Here is a 16,439-nt window from a genome sequence, read left to right on the forward strand (position 1 = left end):
AATGAACTTAGGCGCTTTCTTCCTTCTTCTTGCCCTTCTTAGCAGTCAGCTCCGGCATGATTTTGTCTTTTACGTTTTTCTCCGTAATGAGACAAGTGCTCACGTCGTCGCGCGAAGGGACTTCGTACATCACTTCAAGCATAATGCCCTCGATAATGGCACGCAAGCCGCGGGCACCCGTGTTCCGTTTGATCGCTTCTTTGGCGATTGCTTCCAGAGCGGCGGGTTCAAAGTCCAGCTTCACGTTATCCATTTCAAGCAGCTTCTGGTATTGCTTCACCAAAGCATTCTTCGGCTCTGACAAAATACGCATCAGGGCTGCTTCATCAAGCGGCTCCAAAGTCGAAATAACCGGCAGACGGCCTACGAACTCTGGGATCAAGCCGAATTTCAGCAAGTCTTCCGGAAGAACCATGGACAGGTATTCGCCAGGCTTCAGATCCTTTTGAACTTCGCCGGTCGAGCTGAAACCGATCACTTTTTTGCCGATACGGCGTTTGATCAGCGATTCCAGACCGTCAAATGCGCCGCCGCAAATAAACAGGATGTTCGTAGTATCGATTTGAATAAACTCTTGGTGCGGGTGCTTGCGTCCGCCCTGCGGCGGAACGGATGCAACCGTGCCTTCGAGAATTTTAAGCAAGGCCTGCTGCACGCCTTCACCGGATACGTCGCGAGTAATCGACGGATTCTCGGATTTGCGGGCTACTTTATCAATTTCATCGATATAGATAATGCCGCGTTCAGCCTTCTCTACATCGTAATCCGCAGCTTGAATGAGCTTCAGCAAGATATTCTCAACGTCTTCCCCGACATAGCCGGCTTCCGTCAGCGAGGTTGCATCCGCAATCGCAAACGGCACGTTCAAGATTTTTGCCATCGTTTGAGCAAGCAGCGTTTTACCCGAGCCTGTGGGACCTACAAGCAGGATATTGGATTTTTGAAGCTCAACGTCTTCGATCTTGCTTTGCGAGTTGATCCGTTTGTAGTGGTTGTATACCGCAACGGAAAGGGATTTCTTCGCGAATTCCTGTCCGATTACGTACGAATCAAGAATAGCGCGGATATCCTTTGGTTTCGGAATATCCTTCAGATCAAGCTCTTCCTCATGTCCAAGCTCCTCCTCCACGATTTCCGTGCAGAGCTCGATACATTCGTCGCATATATAAACGCCGGGACCGGCTACCAGTTTACGTACTTGCTCCTGGGATTTTCCGCAGAACGAGCATTTCAGCTGGCCCTTCTCATCATTGAATTTAAACATGCCATATTCACCCCTTCGATTAAATCCTTAGGATACCGGAGTAGTTATTACTTTGTCAATCAAACCGTAATTCAGAGCGTCTTCCGCGCTCATGAAATTATCGCGGTCCGTATCGCGATCGATTTTCTCGTAAGGCTGACCGGTACGCTCCACATAGATCTGATTCAGCTTTTGCTTCGTCTTCAGGATCCAGTCCGCATGGATTTTAATATCCGATGCCTGGCCGCGAACGCCGCCAAGCGGCTGATGAATCATAACTTCCGCATTCGGAAGGGCGAAACGTTTGCCTTTCGCGCCAGCCGTAAGGAGGAGCGAGCCCATGCTTGCCGCCATCCCCATGCAAATCGTGGATACGTCAGGCTTAATATATTGCATTGTATCATAAATCGCCATGCCGGCCGTTACCGAGCCGCCAGGTGAATTAATGTACAAGTGGATGTCTTTCTCCGGGTCGTCGGCCGCCAGAAAAAGCAGCTGTGCGATAACTGAGTTTGCTACATCATCATCGATAGCGCTCCCGAGAAAAATGATTCTGTCCTTAAGCAAGCGCGAGTAAATATCGTAAGACCGTTCTCCGCGATTCGTTTGTTCAACTACGATAGGTACCAGATTCATGCGACCAACCTCTTTTCTACTATGACTTTTTGGTTCATGTTCTCTATTGTATCACGTCAAATGGTCAATGTCATTTTTCCATAATACAGTATACGGTGGGCATTGCTCGATATGTACTGAAGATCATTCTTCAGGTAAGGCTCTTTCGTTATGTAGGGTGAAAAGAAGGCACGTATCTGACGATGACGTGCCTTTTCTTCCTATTTATTCAATTGATCTATTACGCTCCGGCAACTTCAGCCGTTTTGCTGTTTTCAACGAGGAATTCAATCGTTTTGCGAAGCTCGATGTCTTCTTTCAAGCTGTCGAATTGACCGTTTTTCTCGAAAACGTCGCGAAGCTCAGCCGCAGGGCGGTTGTAAGCTTTCGACAGGGATTCGAGCTCTTCGTTCACGTCTTCTTCGGAAACCTGAATGTTCTCCGCTTTCGCGATTGCATTCAGAACCAGGTTGTTGCGAACGCGTTTCTCTGCGTCTTCTTTCATTTGATCGCGCAGAACTTGCTCGCTTTGGCCGGAGAACTGATAATACAGGTCGATGTTCATGCCTTGCATGCGAAGACGGTTCTCGAAATCGCGGAGCATAAAGTCAACTTCCGTGTTGATCATTGGTTGCGGCACTTCTACTTCGGCAGCTTCAGCCGCTTTTTCGATTACAGCGTTTTGAAGGTTGCGTTCCGCTTCGCCCTCTTTGTTTTCCTTCAGCTTGGAGACAAGATCCTGCTTGTACTCTTCAAGAGTGTCGAATTCGCTGATGTCTTTCGCGAACTCATCGTCAAGAGCCGGCAGGTTTTTGCGTTTGATTTCATGCAGTTTCACTTTGAACACGGCTGGTTTGCCTGCCAGGTTCTCCGCATGGTAGCTCTCAGGGAATGTTACTTCAACATCCTTGAAGTCGCCTGTTTGCATGCCAACAACTTGCTCTTCGAAGCCTGGGATGAACGAACCGGAGCCCAGTTCCAGGGAATAATTTTCCGCTTTGCCGCCGTCGAATGCTTCGCCGTCTACATAACCGTCGAAGTCGATTACAGCGATGTCGCCGCTTTGAGCAGGACCTTCTTCAACAACAGTCAGCTCCGCGTGGCGTTGTTGCAGGCGCTCCAGTTCAGCGTTAACTTCTTCTTCGCTAACTGTCGCTTCAAAGGATGGAACTTCCAGACCTTTGTATTCGCCAAGCGTTACTTCAGGGCGAACGATAACTTTCGCTTTGAATTTGAACGATTGGCCTTTCGCGAATTGTTCAACGTCGATTTCCGGACGGTCAACAGGACGTTGCTCCGTCACTTTTACCGCTTCTTCGTAAGCTTGCGGCAGCAGGATGTCAATGGCATCCTGGTACAGGCTTTCCACGCCGAAACGGGATTCGAACATTCCACGAGGCACTTTGCCTTTGCGGAAGCCAGGTACGTTTACCTTTTGAACGACTTTCTTAAATGCTTGATCAAGTGCTGCAGCGACTTTCTCAGCATCAACCTCAACGTCGATCGACACGAGGTTCTTGTCTATTTTTTCCCAAGTTGCTTTCATTTTATGCTTTCCCCTCCAAAATTACGCATCACGCCAATTAGTATTCGCTTCATAAACCACTCTATTATAATCAACCTTGGCCATCATTTCAAGGCTGATGATCATCTTCGGTAGATTGCTGCATGGCAGCTACCTGCCGAAGAGTCCTGCATGCCTGCTCGTAACGGAACCTCAACGGTTCGGTTATGCCATACGCCTCGCGGATATCGTCATCGTTCGCGGAGCCGTAAACCGTAAGCAGCAAGGTAAGATGGAGCGCCGCCGCATAGCTGTCGACCGTCTCGTCGTCCTCTCTTTGCATCCACTGATAGGCCGAAGTTCCATACAGAAATTGGAGACTTTCCTTCCACAGCTCCCTGGCAAAATGAGGAAGCGTCGGATCGTCGGCTTCGGTGACGGCTTCCACCCGCTCCAGAATCCGGATGACGGGCTGCGGAAAATCATCCAGCGCCAGCGGCGTCGCCTCTATATCAAGCTCCACCTTCTCGCCCATCCGGTCTAGCATGACCATTCCCGATATCTCCCGCTTCTTCAGGCATTGCAAAGCCTTGAATTGAACGACCGGGTGAATGGTCTTGCCGCTCGAGAGCCAGTCCAGCATAACCTGGTCCACTTCCTGCGAGTGTATGTATGCCGCTCGTTCCAGCGCCAGGATCTGCTGGTCGATCATCGGATGATGCTCCATAATATAGAGCACTTGCTTAATGTAAGCCTCATCTTGCTCGGGCGGGTTCAAGAGCTGCTCCCGGAAGCTCTCTTCGCTCTCTCCCGCCTCATTGTCGGCGCCGGTCGGCATAGCCGCGTCTTCGGAGCCCGGAAAAGCCATTTCCAGCCAGGTAAGGAGGCTGCCCCATTCCTCGTAATGCCGTTCATCCTCACCGCGGCACTGCAGCAGGAAGCGGAGCAGATTTTTGGCTTCGCCGTATTGCTCGGATTCCAGCATGCGGGTGAGCTGAATTTGATAATGATCCAGCATCTTCGGAAATAAATATACGTTGTCTGATGTAGTTATGGTATCACCGCCTTATCGGTCAAACCGTATCATTCTTCTGCCTATTGCTTGCGTTCGATTATATCACGGAACCTATAAATATAAAAACTTAGTTCCCTTAAGTCTTGATTTTCTATTCACGCCTATGCTATATTTACCAAGCGAATTTGATTCGCGGATGTAATTTAAGACTTTTTCAAAAATCACCTCTTGCCAAACCAAGCAACTTAATGCTATACTCATTCTTACGTGTCCCAGTAGCTCAGCCGGATAGAGCACACGCCTTCTAAGCGTGCGGTCGGGGGTTCGAATCCCTCCTGGGACGCCATTTCATAGCCATTAATCACAAACCCGCACTTCCTTGCTAAACAAGGAGATGCGGGTTTTTTGTCGTTTCCGGGTAAATCCCCATCTGAGCTTCCTTCAACGAAATCCCCCTGTTACGCTTCAACTCCGCAACTGCTGATGGACGCGCTGTTCCTTGCCATGACGTCATTGGTTTTCCGATTGGCGAGAACGGTTTTCTCGTGGGTCACGCCCCAGTCCCTCATAAGCACGATCAGCGGCCTTAACGTTTCGCCAAACTCCGTAAGCGAGTATTCCACCCTTGGCGGGATCTCCTTGTAAATTTCCCTATGGATGACGCCGTCGCTTTCCAGCTCCCGCAATTGCAGCGTAAGCATGCGCTGCGTAATCCGGGGAAACAGCCTGCGCAGCTCGTTAAAGCGTTTGGGCCCATCCGTCAAATGGTATAAAATAACGCCTTTCCACTTCCCGCCGATGACGTCCACCGTAACGGTTACCGGGCACCCGAAATTAATGATATCCGTTTTATTGTCCATAATTAAGATTCTCCTTTGCACGAAGCCGTATTGTCTTTGACGTTCCTATAGTATCTTTTTTAATACTATAGCACAATTTTGATATTATCCGACAAAATTGTGCGTACTTGTTGCCTTGCATGCGTGAATGTAAGATCTAATTTATCAACGCGTTGATGAATACCCGATATTCGAAAGGAAGACTCCAACGATGAATAACATGCAAAAAAAGAAAGAAATTCTGGATGCCTTCGCATTCCGTCATGCCACCAAGCAATTTGATCCCGACCGGAAAATTTCCGATGAGGATTTTCAATTTATATTGGAAACGGGAAGACTTTCCCCCAGCTCCGTCGGGTTTGAGGCGTGGAAATTCCTCGTTGTTCAGAACGAAGAGCTTCGGATGAAGATTCGCGAAGTCGCGTTCGGCGGACAAGGACAGCTCCCGACCGCAAGCCACCTGGTCCTTCTCCTTGCCCGCAAGGACGTAAGATACGATTCCGAATATGTCGAATACATTTACAAGAATATTAAAGGTTTGTCCGATGAGGCGTTCAAGTCCATTCCCGCGGTGTACAAGGAGTTTCAAGAAAACGATATCCGCATTCTGGAGAACGAAAGAGCGCTGATAGACTGGTCTTCCAAGCAAACGTATATCCCGCTAGCCAATATGATGACGGCAGCCGCGCAAATCGGCATCGATTCCTGCCCGATGGAAGGTTACAACAAAGAAAAGGTTACGGCTATTCTAAAGAAGGCCGGCGTCCTGGACGAGGAGGTATACGACCTGTCGGTCATGGTTGCCTTCGGATACCGCGCGTCCGAGCCAAAACATCAGCAGGCCCGGCGTCCAATCGACGAAGTCGTTGAATGGGTGCATTAATACAAGAAACCCGCGTGCGCCTTGTATCTCAAGGCGCACGCGGGTCAAGGCAACGCGGCAATCTCCGTCCGTAGGCGGGGTGCTCGTTTTAAATCCGGAGAATTATAAGTCACGGTTAGAGAGAAAACTATACATGCTTAGATTATAAAAAAACGAAGACCCGAATGGGCACCGTCCTGCTGAATGATTATACGGCAGCGGCGGTTTTGTCCGTTACGAATTGATAAAGCTTTTCCACCTGCTCGTCCGTCATATCGCCGCTATTGTCATACACGAGGATGGATGATTGCGGGATATCCCAGTTAATCTCGGGTACAAAAGCAACGCGTTTCTCGAATTGCGACCAGTTGTCGAGCTTCCATTGGTCGCGGTCGGTATGGCGTCCAATAATGCGATTCTTTTGCAGCTCGATGTTGTCGAGCGTGACCACGATCACCTTAACATCCACCTGCGATTTTGTCAGCCCCGCTGCCGTAATGACTTCCTCAATCCAAGCTTTATTTTTAAGCTCCGCCGTAAAAGGAGAGATCATAAAGACGTTTTGACCTGCTGCAAGATTCTCGATGCAAATGTCCTTGGTTGTGTCATATTCCAGATCACGAAGGTTTTGTTTGTAGAAATCCGAATCGCGGTCGTTCTTGTCGAGGCCGTTACGCTCCAGCATCGCCTCAACAAACCGCCCGCCTACCGTATCGCGATCCAGAAATGCCGCCGGAATGCGCTCGGAAATTTTTCTGGCTACGGTTGTCTTGCCCGTACCTGCCACACCTACGAAAAACACTAACTTTTGCAATGCTTGATGCCTCCACTATAAAACTAGTTTTATCCTCTCATTGTACCACTCCTCGCCTAATAAAGGTATCACAAAGCTAACAAAATCCGTCATTTTCGGACAATCCCCTTACAAAAAAAGGATAATGTTCTCCTAAGAGCGTCCATTATCCCTGAATTGGTCTATTTTATAGACGGCCAGGATCCAAAATCCCCATAACCTCAACATGCTTGCGCGTAGTCTCTGTTCCGTGCTCATGAATAAACAAGTAGATATCGTGGAGAATGGCGTCGTAGCCGGCATTCATCCGTTTGTCGCTTGGCAGATCCTGCAGTGTGCCCACCGCGTAATTGAAATGCCCTGTTATCGCTTCGTCCATGCTGGATAAATCCTCGAACATGACTTGCAGCTGATTAAATTCCTCATCGTTTGCCGTAATCTCCAGCTCGTAGGAGGCCGCTCCCTGATCCCGCAAAATTTGCCCGGCCTGGACCGAGACATAATATTTTTTACGCTCATTGCCTGACATAGGTAAATACTCAGCTCCTTTTCACAAACATGCGCTTTTAGCATCCCCCGGCGGACAGACATTTTATCCCTTTTTTCCGCATATAACGGATATTATCGCTACAGGAGTCCAGCAGAAGAGAGGAATGAGATTATGTGTGGAATAACCGGCTGGATCGATTGGACCCGGGATTTAACGCAGGACAGCAGCAGCCTGATCAAAATGACCGAGACATTAGCGCTGCGCGGTCCTGATGCGTCGGGTACATGGATTTCATCCCATTGCGCGCTTGGCCACCGCAGGCTTAGCGTTATTGATCCCGAGAATGGCGCTCAGCCGATGATTCGGCGCTCGGGCGATGACACATATGTCGTTGTCTATAACGGCGAGCTTTACAACGCGCTTGAACTGAGGAAAGAGCTGGAGGACCGCGGCAGAACCTTTACGACCCACTGCGATACGGAAGTTCTTCTGGTGTCCTATATGGAATGGGGCAAGGCTTGCGTCGAACGGTTCAACGGCATTTTTGCATTTGCGATTTGGGACGTTACCGAACAGGAGATGTTCCTGGCCCGCGACAGACTAGGCGTAAAACCGTTGTTCATCAGCTTTGCGGATGGACTTTTTATTTTTGGTTCCGAGCAAAAGGCCATTCTGGCCCACCCGGCTGTGAAAGCGGAGGTTGGGGCCGAAGGCTTGGCGGAAATCTTTATTATCGGTCCTGCCCGCACGCCGGGCCAGGGAGTCTATAAGGACATCACGGAGCTGCTGCCGGGACAATGCATGACGGTTACCCGCTCCGGCATCCGCAAGACCAAATATTGGAGCCTTGAGGCCATCCCCCACGAAGAGGATGTCGAAGCTACCGCCGAGCATGTTCGCGAGCTCTTGAAGGATACGACCGAGCGGCAGCTTGTATCGGATGTGCCGGTTGGCACGCTGCTCTCCGGGGGACTCGACTCGAGCGCGTTAACGGCGCTGGCCGTGCGTTATTACGAACAGACCGGCCAAGGCAATGTAAATACGTATTCCGTCGACTACCGGGATAACGACAAGCATTTCAAGGCGCATGCGTTCCAGCCGAACAGCGACGCTCCTTGGATCGAGCGCATGGTCTCCCACCTGGATACGATTCATCATTCGATCCAGTTCGATACGCCGGAGCTGGTTGGCGCGCTCCGAGACGCCACGCTGGCACGCGATTTGCCGGGCATGGCAGACGTTGACGCCTCCCTCCTATTGTTTTGCCGCGAGATCAAAAAAGGCGCTACCGTTGCGATCTCCGGCGAAGCGGCGGATGAAATCTTCGGCGGTTATCCGTGGTTCCACCGGGAGGAAGCGCTAAGCGCCGATACATTCCCATGGTCTCTTGCCTCCTCGATGCGGGCAGATCTGCTTGCGCCGGACGTTGCGGCATGGATCAAACCGATTGACTATATTAACGACCGTTATGCGCAAGCCATTGCCGAAGTGCCTCATCTGGACGGGGAATCCGAAACGGTACGCAAAATGCGCAAAATGTCTTACCTGAACATCACCCGTTTCATGCCGACCCTGCTTGACCGGAAGGACCGGATGAGCATGGCTGCCGGATTGGAGGTGCGGGTGCCGTTCTGCGACCACCGGCTTGTGCAGTATGTCTGGAATATCCCTTGGGAAATCAAAACGGCCGGCGACCGCGAGAAGGGCATTCTTCGCCGGGCGCTGCGAGGCGTGCTGCCCGACGATGTGCTGACGCGCAAGAAAAGCCCTTATCCAAAGACGCATAATCCGAATTACCTCGCGGCCGTAAAAGGGCTTGTGCTTGATATATTAAACGATCCTTCCTCACCGCTGCTTCCGCTTATTAATGTAAGCAGGATCAGAGAGCTGGCCGAATCGGATTCGGCAAAATCGAATATACCGTGGTTTGGTCAGCTGATGTCGGGGCCGCAGCTGTTTGCTTATTTGTATCAGGTGAATACTTGGCTGAAGGAGTATGGGGTAAGCGTAAAGTGAACGTGAAGCGATAAACGATAATCGCCGCGCATTCGAATGTTTTTCCGGCCGCTGTTGTTCCCCTCCAGAATCATTCGATCGTTCCGCTCACCAAACCTTAAAAGGGAGAATAAAAAACGTCACCGGTATAATCCGGTGACGTTTTTTTGCATGGTTACTTGTTGGCAAGCTTCTCGATCAGCTTAGCGAGAGCATTGCCGCGATGGCTGATCGCCTGCTTCTCTTCCTTGGACAGCTCCGCCATCGAGCGGTTAAGCTGGGGAAGCCAGAATAACGGATCGTAGCCGAAGCCGCCTTCTCCGCGAGGCTTCTCGGCAATATAGCCGTCAACGGTGCCTTCGGTCTCGACGAAATCCCCGGTTGCCGGATCGTATAGAGCGAGTACGCAGACGAATTGCGCCGGGCTTAACAGTCTTGTGCCGTCCGCCAGAGTGCCGGCTGCATCCGGCGCATTCAGTCGCCCAAGCTCTTCAAGCAGCTTGGCGTTGTTAGATGCGTCGGTAGCGCCTTCGCCGGAATAGCGGGCCGAATAAACTCCCGGAGCTCCGCCAAGCGCCGTCACCCGAAGGCCGGAATCATCGGCGAGCACCGGCACTTTAAATGCGTCCCCGGCCGCTTTCGCTTTAATCCGGGCATTGGCGGAGAAGGTATCGCCATCTTCCACGATATCCGGGAAATCCGGATATTCGTTCAGGCTGACAACCGTCCGGCCCAGCTTGGAGAAGGCATGGGCGAATTCCTTTGCCTTGCCCTCGTTTTTCGTCGCAATCAATATAGGCTGTGCCACTTCGTTACCCTCCGATCCGGTCCGCAATCTCACCCAGTACCGCACGCTGCTTCTCGATCAATTCCTCGATCCCGCCTTCTGCCAGCTCGAGCAGCTTGTTAAGCTCTTCGCGCGAGAACGGCGAATCCTCCCCCGTGCCTTGCAGCTCGACAAATTTGCCTTCCCCGGTCATAACCACATTCATGTCGACCTTCGCTTTGGAATCCTCATCGTAGTTCAGATCCAGCAGCTCGCGTTCCTGAATAACGCCAACGCTAACCGAAGCGAGAAAAGCCGTAATCGGATATTTGGCAAAGGTCGTTGTTTTGGAAAGCTTGTTAACGGCGAGGCACAGCGCTACAAAAGCGCCCGTAATCGACGTCGTGCGCGTGCCTCCATCGGCCTGAATAACGTCGCAGTCAAGAGTAATCGTCCGTTCGCCCAGCGCTTGCAAATCTACGACGGAGCGCAGAGCGCGCCCGATCAGACGCTGAATCTCCATCGTACGGCCCGACAGCTTGCCTTTTGCCGACTCCCGGTGGTTACGCGAATGGGTTGCTCGCGGAAGCATGGAATATTCGGCCGTAATCCAGCCCTTGCCTTGTCCTTTCATGAAAGGCGGAACCCGCTCCTCGACGCTGGCCGTACAAATGACCTTTGTGTCGCCGACCTCAATCAGTACGGAGCCTTCCGCATATTTGTTTACGCTTGTCGTTATCGTAACGGGCCGAAGCTGGTTCGGTTGCCGACCGTCTGTCCGCATTCTTTTGTTCCTCCTGAATCATTTGCTTTTGCTTATGTACTGGCTATGCAATCTTTCCTATTTTATCAAAGCATCCCGCGAAAAGCATCTTTTCCGGCAAAAAACAGTCCCGACCGGTCTCAGAGACCAGTACGGGACTGCTTTTCTTCGTGATGCTTGCTTAGCTTTTAATCGCGTTGACATGATGCGGACGGGATACGGGCTTGCTGTAATCCACGTTATTCTCGTCGGTGACATTCTGGCCGTTCAGCGTAATTTGAACTTGGGCGGCACCCGTGTTCTCCGTAATCGACAGAACGATCGCTTCAAGCATCTCGGCCGGAGCAGGGAGCCCCGTCTCAAACGCTTGATCCTTCAGGTCTACCGTTACCGTGTCATCCTTCTGGTTGATGCTGTTCACTTTCACGTCGTTGGTAAGAACGGCAGTCAGATTTTTAGCGTTCAGCGGACCGGTAATCAGCTGCTCCATAGCGGCTTGCGCGGTCGACTCGTCGGAACGGTTTATCAAACGCGTAACCGGTACATAATATTGTTCATCATTTGCGGTTTGCGACGAGAAGTAGAGCGTGACCGGCGTGGAGTTCAAATAATTGACTCCGTCAGCCGCTTCAAGGTTGATCCCTACGGAACGCGTAAGCGGCTCGTCAAGCGGGAAGCCGCCCTCCGGCATTTCCGGCAGCTTGGCGCCGTCGTACCACAGCTCTACGCCTTTTGCTCCCATAGCCGTCAGTGTCCAAGTAATGGCTTCAACGATCGTACGCTCGTCCGTTGCAGGATAATCCGTGAACGTTCCGCCAAATTCTACCGTTGCGACTTGCGTTTTTGGATCGATGTGAAGCGACTTCACTTCCGTGCCTTTCGGCAGTACCGCGCGGAAATCTTCCGGCAGCTGGCTCGCGAAGCTTCCGCCATCCACCATAATTTCGAGAGCTTTCTTGCCGGCTTCCTCTACCGCATTTTCGGTAAGCGATGCTTTGAGCGATACCGGCGCGAGGTAGCCGTTACGGTCCTCCAGATACACGGTCAGATTGGAATCATCGTCTTGTCCAGGCATAACAGCCTGTCCGGTATTTGTGCCGTCTACGTTGCCTGTTGAAGCGGTTTGCTGAGGCGGGTCGATCTCCCCTTTTGTATCCTGCGTAATCAAGCCGCATCCTGTTGCAAGAATGGGGAAAACCAGCACACCGCAAATTGCTGCACGGCGAATCCATCTTGTTTGAGTCATTGAACTTTCCTCCCAAAATTAGTTATTGCCTGCTCGGCGACTTTGTACATTTGTTGATTTGTAGTACTATGTATACGAGCCCTTCCCTTTTTTAGACCAGTTTTGTCCACAAAATCTGAGGGGGTAACAAAATTGTTCAATCAAGTCACTTACAGCTTAAACAGCCGCGAGGTCGCGGAAGCCACCAACCTATGGCTCGACAAGCGCGGCGTATCCAAAACATCCATTGCACAGCTCGTGCATTTTCTTCAGAAGGATTATTATCCTGAACTGACGCTGGACGAGTGCATCAGCAACGTGGAAGCCGTTCTGTCCAAGAGAGAGGTGCAGAATGCCGTATTAACCGGCATCCAGCTTGATCTTCTGGCTGAAGAAGGCAAGCTGATGGCTCCTTTGCAAGAGATGGTCCGAAATGACGAAGGCCTGTACGGCTGCGATGAAATATTGGCTCTTTCCATCGTTAACGTATACGGCAGCATCGGGTTTACCAATTTCGGTTACATCGATAAGCTGAAGCCGGGCATTCTGAAAAAGCTGAACGACAAGAACGACGGTCAAATCCATACTTTCCTGGATGATATCGTCGGAGCAATTGCCGCTGCGGCCGCAAGCCGTCTGGCTCATCGCAAGCAAGCCGGACGCGAAGAAGAAGCGGAACGATTGAAGGAATAGAAACTTGGCACAAAAAGCTGTCCTGCATTTGCAGGACAGCTTTTTCTTTGAGCCTCTTCCCTCTGAGCCTTTTCTATATTCTGGAATAGTTTATTAATATAGCAAGATAGAGAGGAGTGACCAGGCAGATGAAAGAGAGGAATGAGAGACATATCGAATGGCATGCCTCCGGCATTACCCGGGAAGACAGAGAACATTTGAATGGTCACCAGAGCTGTATCCTGTGGCTGACCGGCTTGTCCGGATCCGGCAAATCGACCGTTGCCGCAGCTATAGAGAAGGAGCTTTTCAAGCAGCGCTCCCGCGCTTATATTCTGGACGGAGACAATCTGCGGCACGGAATAAACGGGGATCTTGGCTTCGGTCCGGAGGAACGGTCGGAAAATATCCGCAGAATTGGCGAAATAGCGAAGCTGCTCGCCGATGCCGGCATCATCACGATTGTGGCCGCGATCTCTCCCTACAGACAAGACCGGGACAAAGTGCGGGCATCATGCACACCGGGCGATTTTATCGAGGTATACGTGCAATGCACCATGCGAGAATGCGAGCGCAGAGATCCGAAAGGCTTGTACAAAAAAACGCGAACCGGGGAAATCAAATATTTTACAGGCATTTCTGCGCCGTATGAGCCGCGTCTTCAGGCAGAGCTTGTGCTTAAGACGGATGAACGCACCGTAGCCGATTCGGTTTCCGAAGTGATTGCCTTCATCCAGCGCCGGCAGCTTATCAATTCGAGCCCGGAAGAAGGAATGGATACATGAACGACAATAAGCTGCTGCTCTATTTGCATATCCCCAAAACGACCGGCTCCTCGTTCACCCAGGCCATCACCGATAATTGCCCGAATACCGTTCATTTCTACAAGTTATCCAACGTATTCCAATTACAGGCTGAGCTCGGCAATGCGGATGCCTTATGCGGTCATTTCCAATATGGCGTCCATCACTATACGGACCGTCCTTATCAATATGTGACGATGCTCCGTCTTCCCGTGGAGCGGACGCTTTCCTATTTTTATTTCAAATACAAATGATCTTGAATACTGTAATTTGCAAGCCAGGGTGATAGCCGGGCAAATCGGAAATCCTTTCCCGAGTTTCAAAAAAGCCCGCGACATCCTAAACGATCAATTCGCCTTCGCTGGTTTTAGAGAGCAATATGATCTTTCTTTATTTTTGTTTATGCAGAAGATGAACTGGAAGCCGAAGCATTTCTCTAAGGTTAACGTGACTCCCAACCGCCCGGCAGATCTTAAGTTGTCCAGCGAAGCGGCGAAGATCGTCCTTCTCAAAAACGAGGTGGATCGTCAGCTGTATGAACATGCTTACCGGAAATTTAACGAAAAGATACTCGATTTGACCTATGACCAAGAAAAGCAGCTTAAGGCTTACTTGAAAGAAGCAAAAAAACAATCCGCTTCCGCAACGAAAAAAAGGCTTCACAACCGTGAAGCCAAGCCTTCTCTCCCTCTATTCGGCAGTCCGGAACATGACCGTATCCGGCGTACCTGTCCGGATCAGTTTCCCTCGCTTCTCCAAATAATGAAGATGGGCGATCGTTTCCGACATCGCAAAGCGCAAATTATGAGGGTTCGTCCGCAGATGACCGCCAAACAGATGCTCGCATACCTCAAACGCGCTGTTTGGCACTCTTAGCATCTCCCATAACTTGTCCAGCCGCCGCGCATGATGCTGTTTGATTTCCTGAATCCGGTTGGCAAATTCGGCGAACGGCTCCCGATGGCCGGGAAAAGCCAGCTTCACCTTGTATCCGGACAGTTCGTCCAGACTGCTTAAGAAACAACCAAGCGGATCCTCTTCCTCACCCGGATTAAACGCAATGTTTGGCGTAATATGAGGCAACACTTGATCCCCGCAAAGCATAAGTTCCTTATCGGGCTCGTAGAAGCACAGCTGTCCGAAAGCATGCCCCGGAGCATCGATCATCTGCCACTGCGTTCCTCCAAGCCGAATAGTCCCGCCGGCTTTCAAATAAGTGACTTCCGGCTGAGGCGATACTTGCCGGACAAAGCCGTCCAGGTTGTTCTTTATGTCGAGCGTCAGCTCATCCGGCATCCCGTGGATGGCGAAATGCGCGCGGAGCTCATCCGCGTACGTGCTGCTCTCTCCCCACAAACGCCGCGTATAACCGTGGGAACGTTCCGATATATATACGGGCGCGCCGGTCCGCTCTTGGAAATACCCGGCTAGACCGTAATGGTCCGGATGCTGGTGCGTAAGCACAATCCGCTTGATTTGCTCCATGGTTAGAGCGTGGTTGAGGAATACTTCCTCCCAAGCCGCAAGCGCCTCATCCGTATGAAGACCGGGATCGATAACGGTATACGTCCCGTCCTCCTCAGGAATCAAATAGCTGTTAACCCATTTTAATGAAAAAGGAAGCGGAATTTTCGCCTGAATCCATCCGCCGTCCCATACCTTCGTCTCCACCGTCATGGATGCCGAGCCCTCCCTATAAGCCATTCAACCATCGTAATCTCTGCCGACAGTCTAGTATTCGCTGAACTTCCCGTACTTACTTGCTTACTGCGCTGGAATAAGCCGGGTTGTATGCTGAAGATCGGAAATCGCCGCGGCGCCGATTCCGAACATGGCTGCGCGAAGCTCAAATTCGATACGCTCGAACTGCTCAATGAGCTGCTCGACCGATACCCTCGCCTCCCCGTTTGCCGCGCGCGGAAGAAGCGCCCGTCCAAAGCCGGCAATATCGGCACCGAGCGCAATCGATTTCGCCGCGTCTACGCCGTGCTTTAGACCTCCGCTAGCGATTACCGTCGTTTCCGGCAGCCGGGCTTTCACTTCCCTGATGCTCTCGGCTGTCGGTATTCCCCAGCTTGCGAAAGCTTCGGCGGCCAACCTGCGCATGGGATCGTTCTGGCGGTGCTTTTCCACCTGGCTCCAGGACGTGCCTCCCGCTCCCGCTACGTCTATAAAAGCCGCTCCTGTCGAAGCAAGAGCCGCAGCCGTATCCGCGTCAATTCCCCATCCTACTTCTTTAATGCCTACAGGTACGGACAAAGCGCGGCACACCTCCTCAATCCGGGGCAGCAACGCGCGAAAGTTCGTATCCCCCTCAGGCTGAAATACTTCCTGCATGCTGTTCAGATGCAGGACAAGAGCATCGGCCTCCGCCATTTCCACCGCCCTGAGGCACGCATCGACCCCATACCCGTAGTTGAGCTGAACGGCGCCCAGATTTGCGATCACGGGAACGGAAGGCGCGATATCTCTTATATAAAAGGAAGCCGCCATTTCCTCCTGTTCAATAGCTGCTCTCATCGACCCCAGGCCAATGGCCCACCCTCTTGTTTCCGCCGCTTCGGCCAGGCGCCGGTTAATCGCGCCTGCTTCGTTTGTGCCCCCTGTCATCGAACTAACCAGCAGCGGCGTACGCATGCGGCGCCCCAGCCATTCCGTATCCAGCCTGATATCGTCAAACGCGATTTCGGGAAGGGCGTTATGACGGAAACGAAATTGGTCAAACCCCGTTTCAATCCCTTCACCCGCTACGTTCTCCTGCAGGCAGATGCGGATATGCTCGCTTTTGCGTTTCGATGTGGAAGCGCTTGCCCCCGATATTTGCTCTACTGTCATATAGGGCAATCCTCCTATT

The 16,439-nt window shown here is 51.5% G+C and carries 17 protein-coding genes and 1 tRNA gene; 6 read left to right on the forward strand and 12 right to left on the reverse strand.

Annotated features, from left to right (window positions below; translation table 11 throughout):
- Nucleotides 1–7 precede the first annotated feature (7 nt).
- The 4 genes from clpX to FHT67_RS16300 form a co-directional block, all read right to left on the reverse strand.
- Complete coding sequence (gene clpX, locus FHT67_RS16285) at nucleotides 8–1,264, reverse strand: ATP-dependent protease ATP-binding subunit ClpX (RefSeq protein WP_015846009.1); 1,257 nt, start codon at nucleotides 1,262–1,264, stop codon at nucleotides 8–10.
- A gap of 27 nt (nucleotides 1,265–1,291) precedes the next feature.
- Nucleotides 1,292–1,879, reverse strand: a complete 588-nt coding sequence (gene clpP, locus FHT67_RS16290) for an ATP-dependent Clp endopeptidase proteolytic subunit ClpP (RefSeq protein ID WP_127494642.1) — start codon at nucleotides 1,877–1,879, stop codon at nucleotides 1,292–1,294.
- Nucleotides 1,880–2,099: 220 nt separating this feature from the next.
- Entirely contained in the window at nucleotides 2,100–3,404 is a 1,305-nt protein-coding gene (tig, locus tag FHT67_RS16295) for a trigger factor (RefSeq protein WP_167199888.1), read from the reverse strand.
- An 88-nt stretch (nucleotides 3,405–3,492) separates the two neighbouring features.
- Nucleotides 3,493–4,380 carry a hypothetical protein gene (locus FHT67_RS16300; RefSeq protein WP_132307353.1) on the reverse strand — a complete coding sequence of 296 codons (888 nt, stop codon included), beginning with the start codon at nucleotides 4,378–4,380 and terminating at the stop codon, nucleotides 3,493–3,495.
- Nucleotides 4,381–4,646: 266 nt separating this feature from the next.
- Here FHT67_RS16300 and FHT67_RS16305 point away from each other — a divergent pair.
- Nucleotides 4,647–4,723: transfer RNA gene (locus FHT67_RS16305), tRNA-Arg, on the forward strand.
- Between the two features lie 112 nt (nucleotides 4,724–4,835).
- On the opposite strand, the gene FHT67_RS16310 is transcribed toward FHT67_RS16305, so the two are convergent.
- On the reverse strand, nucleotides 4,836–5,237 hold the full coding sequence (locus tag FHT67_RS16310; protein ID WP_132307355.1) for a winged helix-turn-helix transcriptional regulator: 402 nt from the start codon (nucleotides 5,235–5,237) through the stop codon (nucleotides 4,836–4,838).
- 190 nt (nucleotides 5,238–5,427) lie between these two features.
- Between FHT67_RS16310 and FHT67_RS16315 the strand changes: the two genes are divergently transcribed.
- The gene (locus tag FHT67_RS16315; RefSeq protein ID WP_132307357.1) at nucleotides 5,428–6,099 is read left to right on the forward strand and encodes an NAD(P)H-dependent oxidoreductase; all 672 of its coding nucleotides are present in this window, start codon (nucleotides 5,428–5,430) and stop codon (nucleotides 6,097–6,099) included.
- A gap of 187 nt (nucleotides 6,100–6,286) precedes the next feature.
- On the opposite strand, the gene FHT67_RS16320 is transcribed toward FHT67_RS16315, so the two are convergent.
- Both FHT67_RS16320 and FHT67_RS16325 read right to left on the reverse strand, forming a co-directional pair.
- Nucleotides 6,287–6,892 carry a P-loop nucleotide/nucleoside kinase family protein gene (locus tag FHT67_RS16320; RefSeq protein ID WP_167199891.1) on the reverse strand — a complete coding sequence of 202 codons (606 nt, stop codon included), beginning with the start codon at nucleotides 6,890–6,892 and terminating at the stop codon, nucleotides 6,287–6,289.
- 166 nt (nucleotides 6,893–7,058) lie between these two features.
- On the reverse strand, nucleotides 7,059–7,400 hold the full coding sequence (locus tag FHT67_RS16325) for a hypothetical protein (RefSeq protein ID WP_167199894.1): 342 nt from the start codon (nucleotides 7,398–7,400) through the stop codon (nucleotides 7,059–7,061).
- A 132-nt stretch (nucleotides 7,401–7,532) separates the two neighbouring features.
- Here FHT67_RS16325 and asnB point away from each other — a divergent pair, with 132 nt between their 5' ends.
- The gene (gene asnB, locus FHT67_RS16330; RefSeq protein ID WP_167199897.1) at nucleotides 7,533–9,377 is read left to right on the forward strand and encodes an asparagine synthase (glutamine-hydrolyzing); all 1,845 of its coding nucleotides are present in this window, start codon (nucleotides 7,533–7,535) and stop codon (nucleotides 9,375–9,377) included.
- 154 nt (nucleotides 9,378–9,531) lie between these two features.
- Here asnB and rdgB read toward each other — a convergent pair whose 3' ends face one another.
- From rdgB to FHT67_RS16345, 3 genes are all read right to left on the reverse strand, one after another.
- Entirely contained in the window at nucleotides 9,532–10,164 is a 633-nt protein-coding gene (gene rdgB, locus FHT67_RS16335; RefSeq protein WP_167199900.1) for an RdgB/HAM1 family non-canonical purine NTP pyrophosphatase, read from the reverse strand.
- Nucleotides 10,165–10,168: 4 nt separating this feature from the next.
- Complete coding sequence (gene rph, locus FHT67_RS16340) at nucleotides 10,169–10,906, reverse strand: ribonuclease PH (RefSeq protein ID WP_132307367.1); 738 nt, start codon at nucleotides 10,904–10,906, stop codon at nucleotides 10,169–10,171.
- A gap of 160 nt (nucleotides 10,907–11,066) precedes the next feature.
- Nucleotides 11,067–12,131 carry a GerMN domain-containing protein gene (locus FHT67_RS16345; protein WP_132307369.1) on the reverse strand — a complete coding sequence of 355 codons (1,065 nt, stop codon included), beginning with the start codon at nucleotides 12,129–12,131 and terminating at the stop codon, nucleotides 11,067–11,069.
- 132 nt (nucleotides 12,132–12,263) lie between these two features.
- Here FHT67_RS16345 and FHT67_RS16350 point away from each other — a divergent pair, with 132 nt between their 5' ends.
- The 3 genes from FHT67_RS16350 (at nucleotide 12,264) to FHT67_RS16360 (ending at nucleotide 13,839) form a co-directional block, all read left to right on the forward strand.
- A complete protein-coding gene (locus FHT67_RS16350) occupies nucleotides 12,264–12,803 on the forward strand; it encodes a phosphatidylglycerophosphatase A family protein (protein WP_207918142.1) in 540 nt (179 codons plus the stop codon).
- Nucleotides 12,804–12,931: 128 nt separating this feature from the next.
- A complete protein-coding gene (cysC, locus tag FHT67_RS16355; RefSeq protein ID WP_167199903.1) occupies nucleotides 12,932–13,567 on the forward strand; it encodes an adenylyl-sulfate kinase in 636 nt (211 codons plus the stop codon).
- Complete coding sequence (locus tag FHT67_RS16360) at nucleotides 13,564–13,839, forward strand: sulfotransferase family 2 domain-containing protein (RefSeq protein WP_167199906.1); 276 nt, start codon at nucleotides 13,564–13,566, stop codon at nucleotides 13,837–13,839. Before cysC ends, FHT67_RS16360 begins: the two co-directional genes overlap by 4 nt.
- 436 nt (nucleotides 13,840–14,275) lie before the next feature.
- Here the strand turns inward: FHT67_RS16360 and FHT67_RS16365 are convergent, their stop codons facing one another.
- The gene (locus FHT67_RS16365) at nucleotides 14,276–15,262 is read right to left on the reverse strand and encodes an MBL fold metallo-hydrolase (protein WP_167199909.1); all 987 of its coding nucleotides are present in this window, start codon (nucleotides 15,260–15,262) and stop codon (nucleotides 14,276–14,278) included.
- Between the two features lie 87 nt (nucleotides 15,263–15,349).
- Complete coding sequence (fni, locus tag FHT67_RS16370; RefSeq protein ID WP_167199912.1) at nucleotides 15,350–16,420, reverse strand: type 2 isopentenyl-diphosphate Delta-isomerase; 1,071 nt, start codon at nucleotides 16,418–16,420, stop codon at nucleotides 15,350–15,352.
- Between the last annotated feature and the right edge of the window lie 19 nt (nucleotides 16,421–16,439).

This window comes from Paenibacillus sp. BK720 (assembly GCF_011761545.1).
Taxonomy (GTDB): Bacteria; Bacillota; Bacilli; order Paenibacillales; family Paenibacillaceae; genus Pristimantibacillus.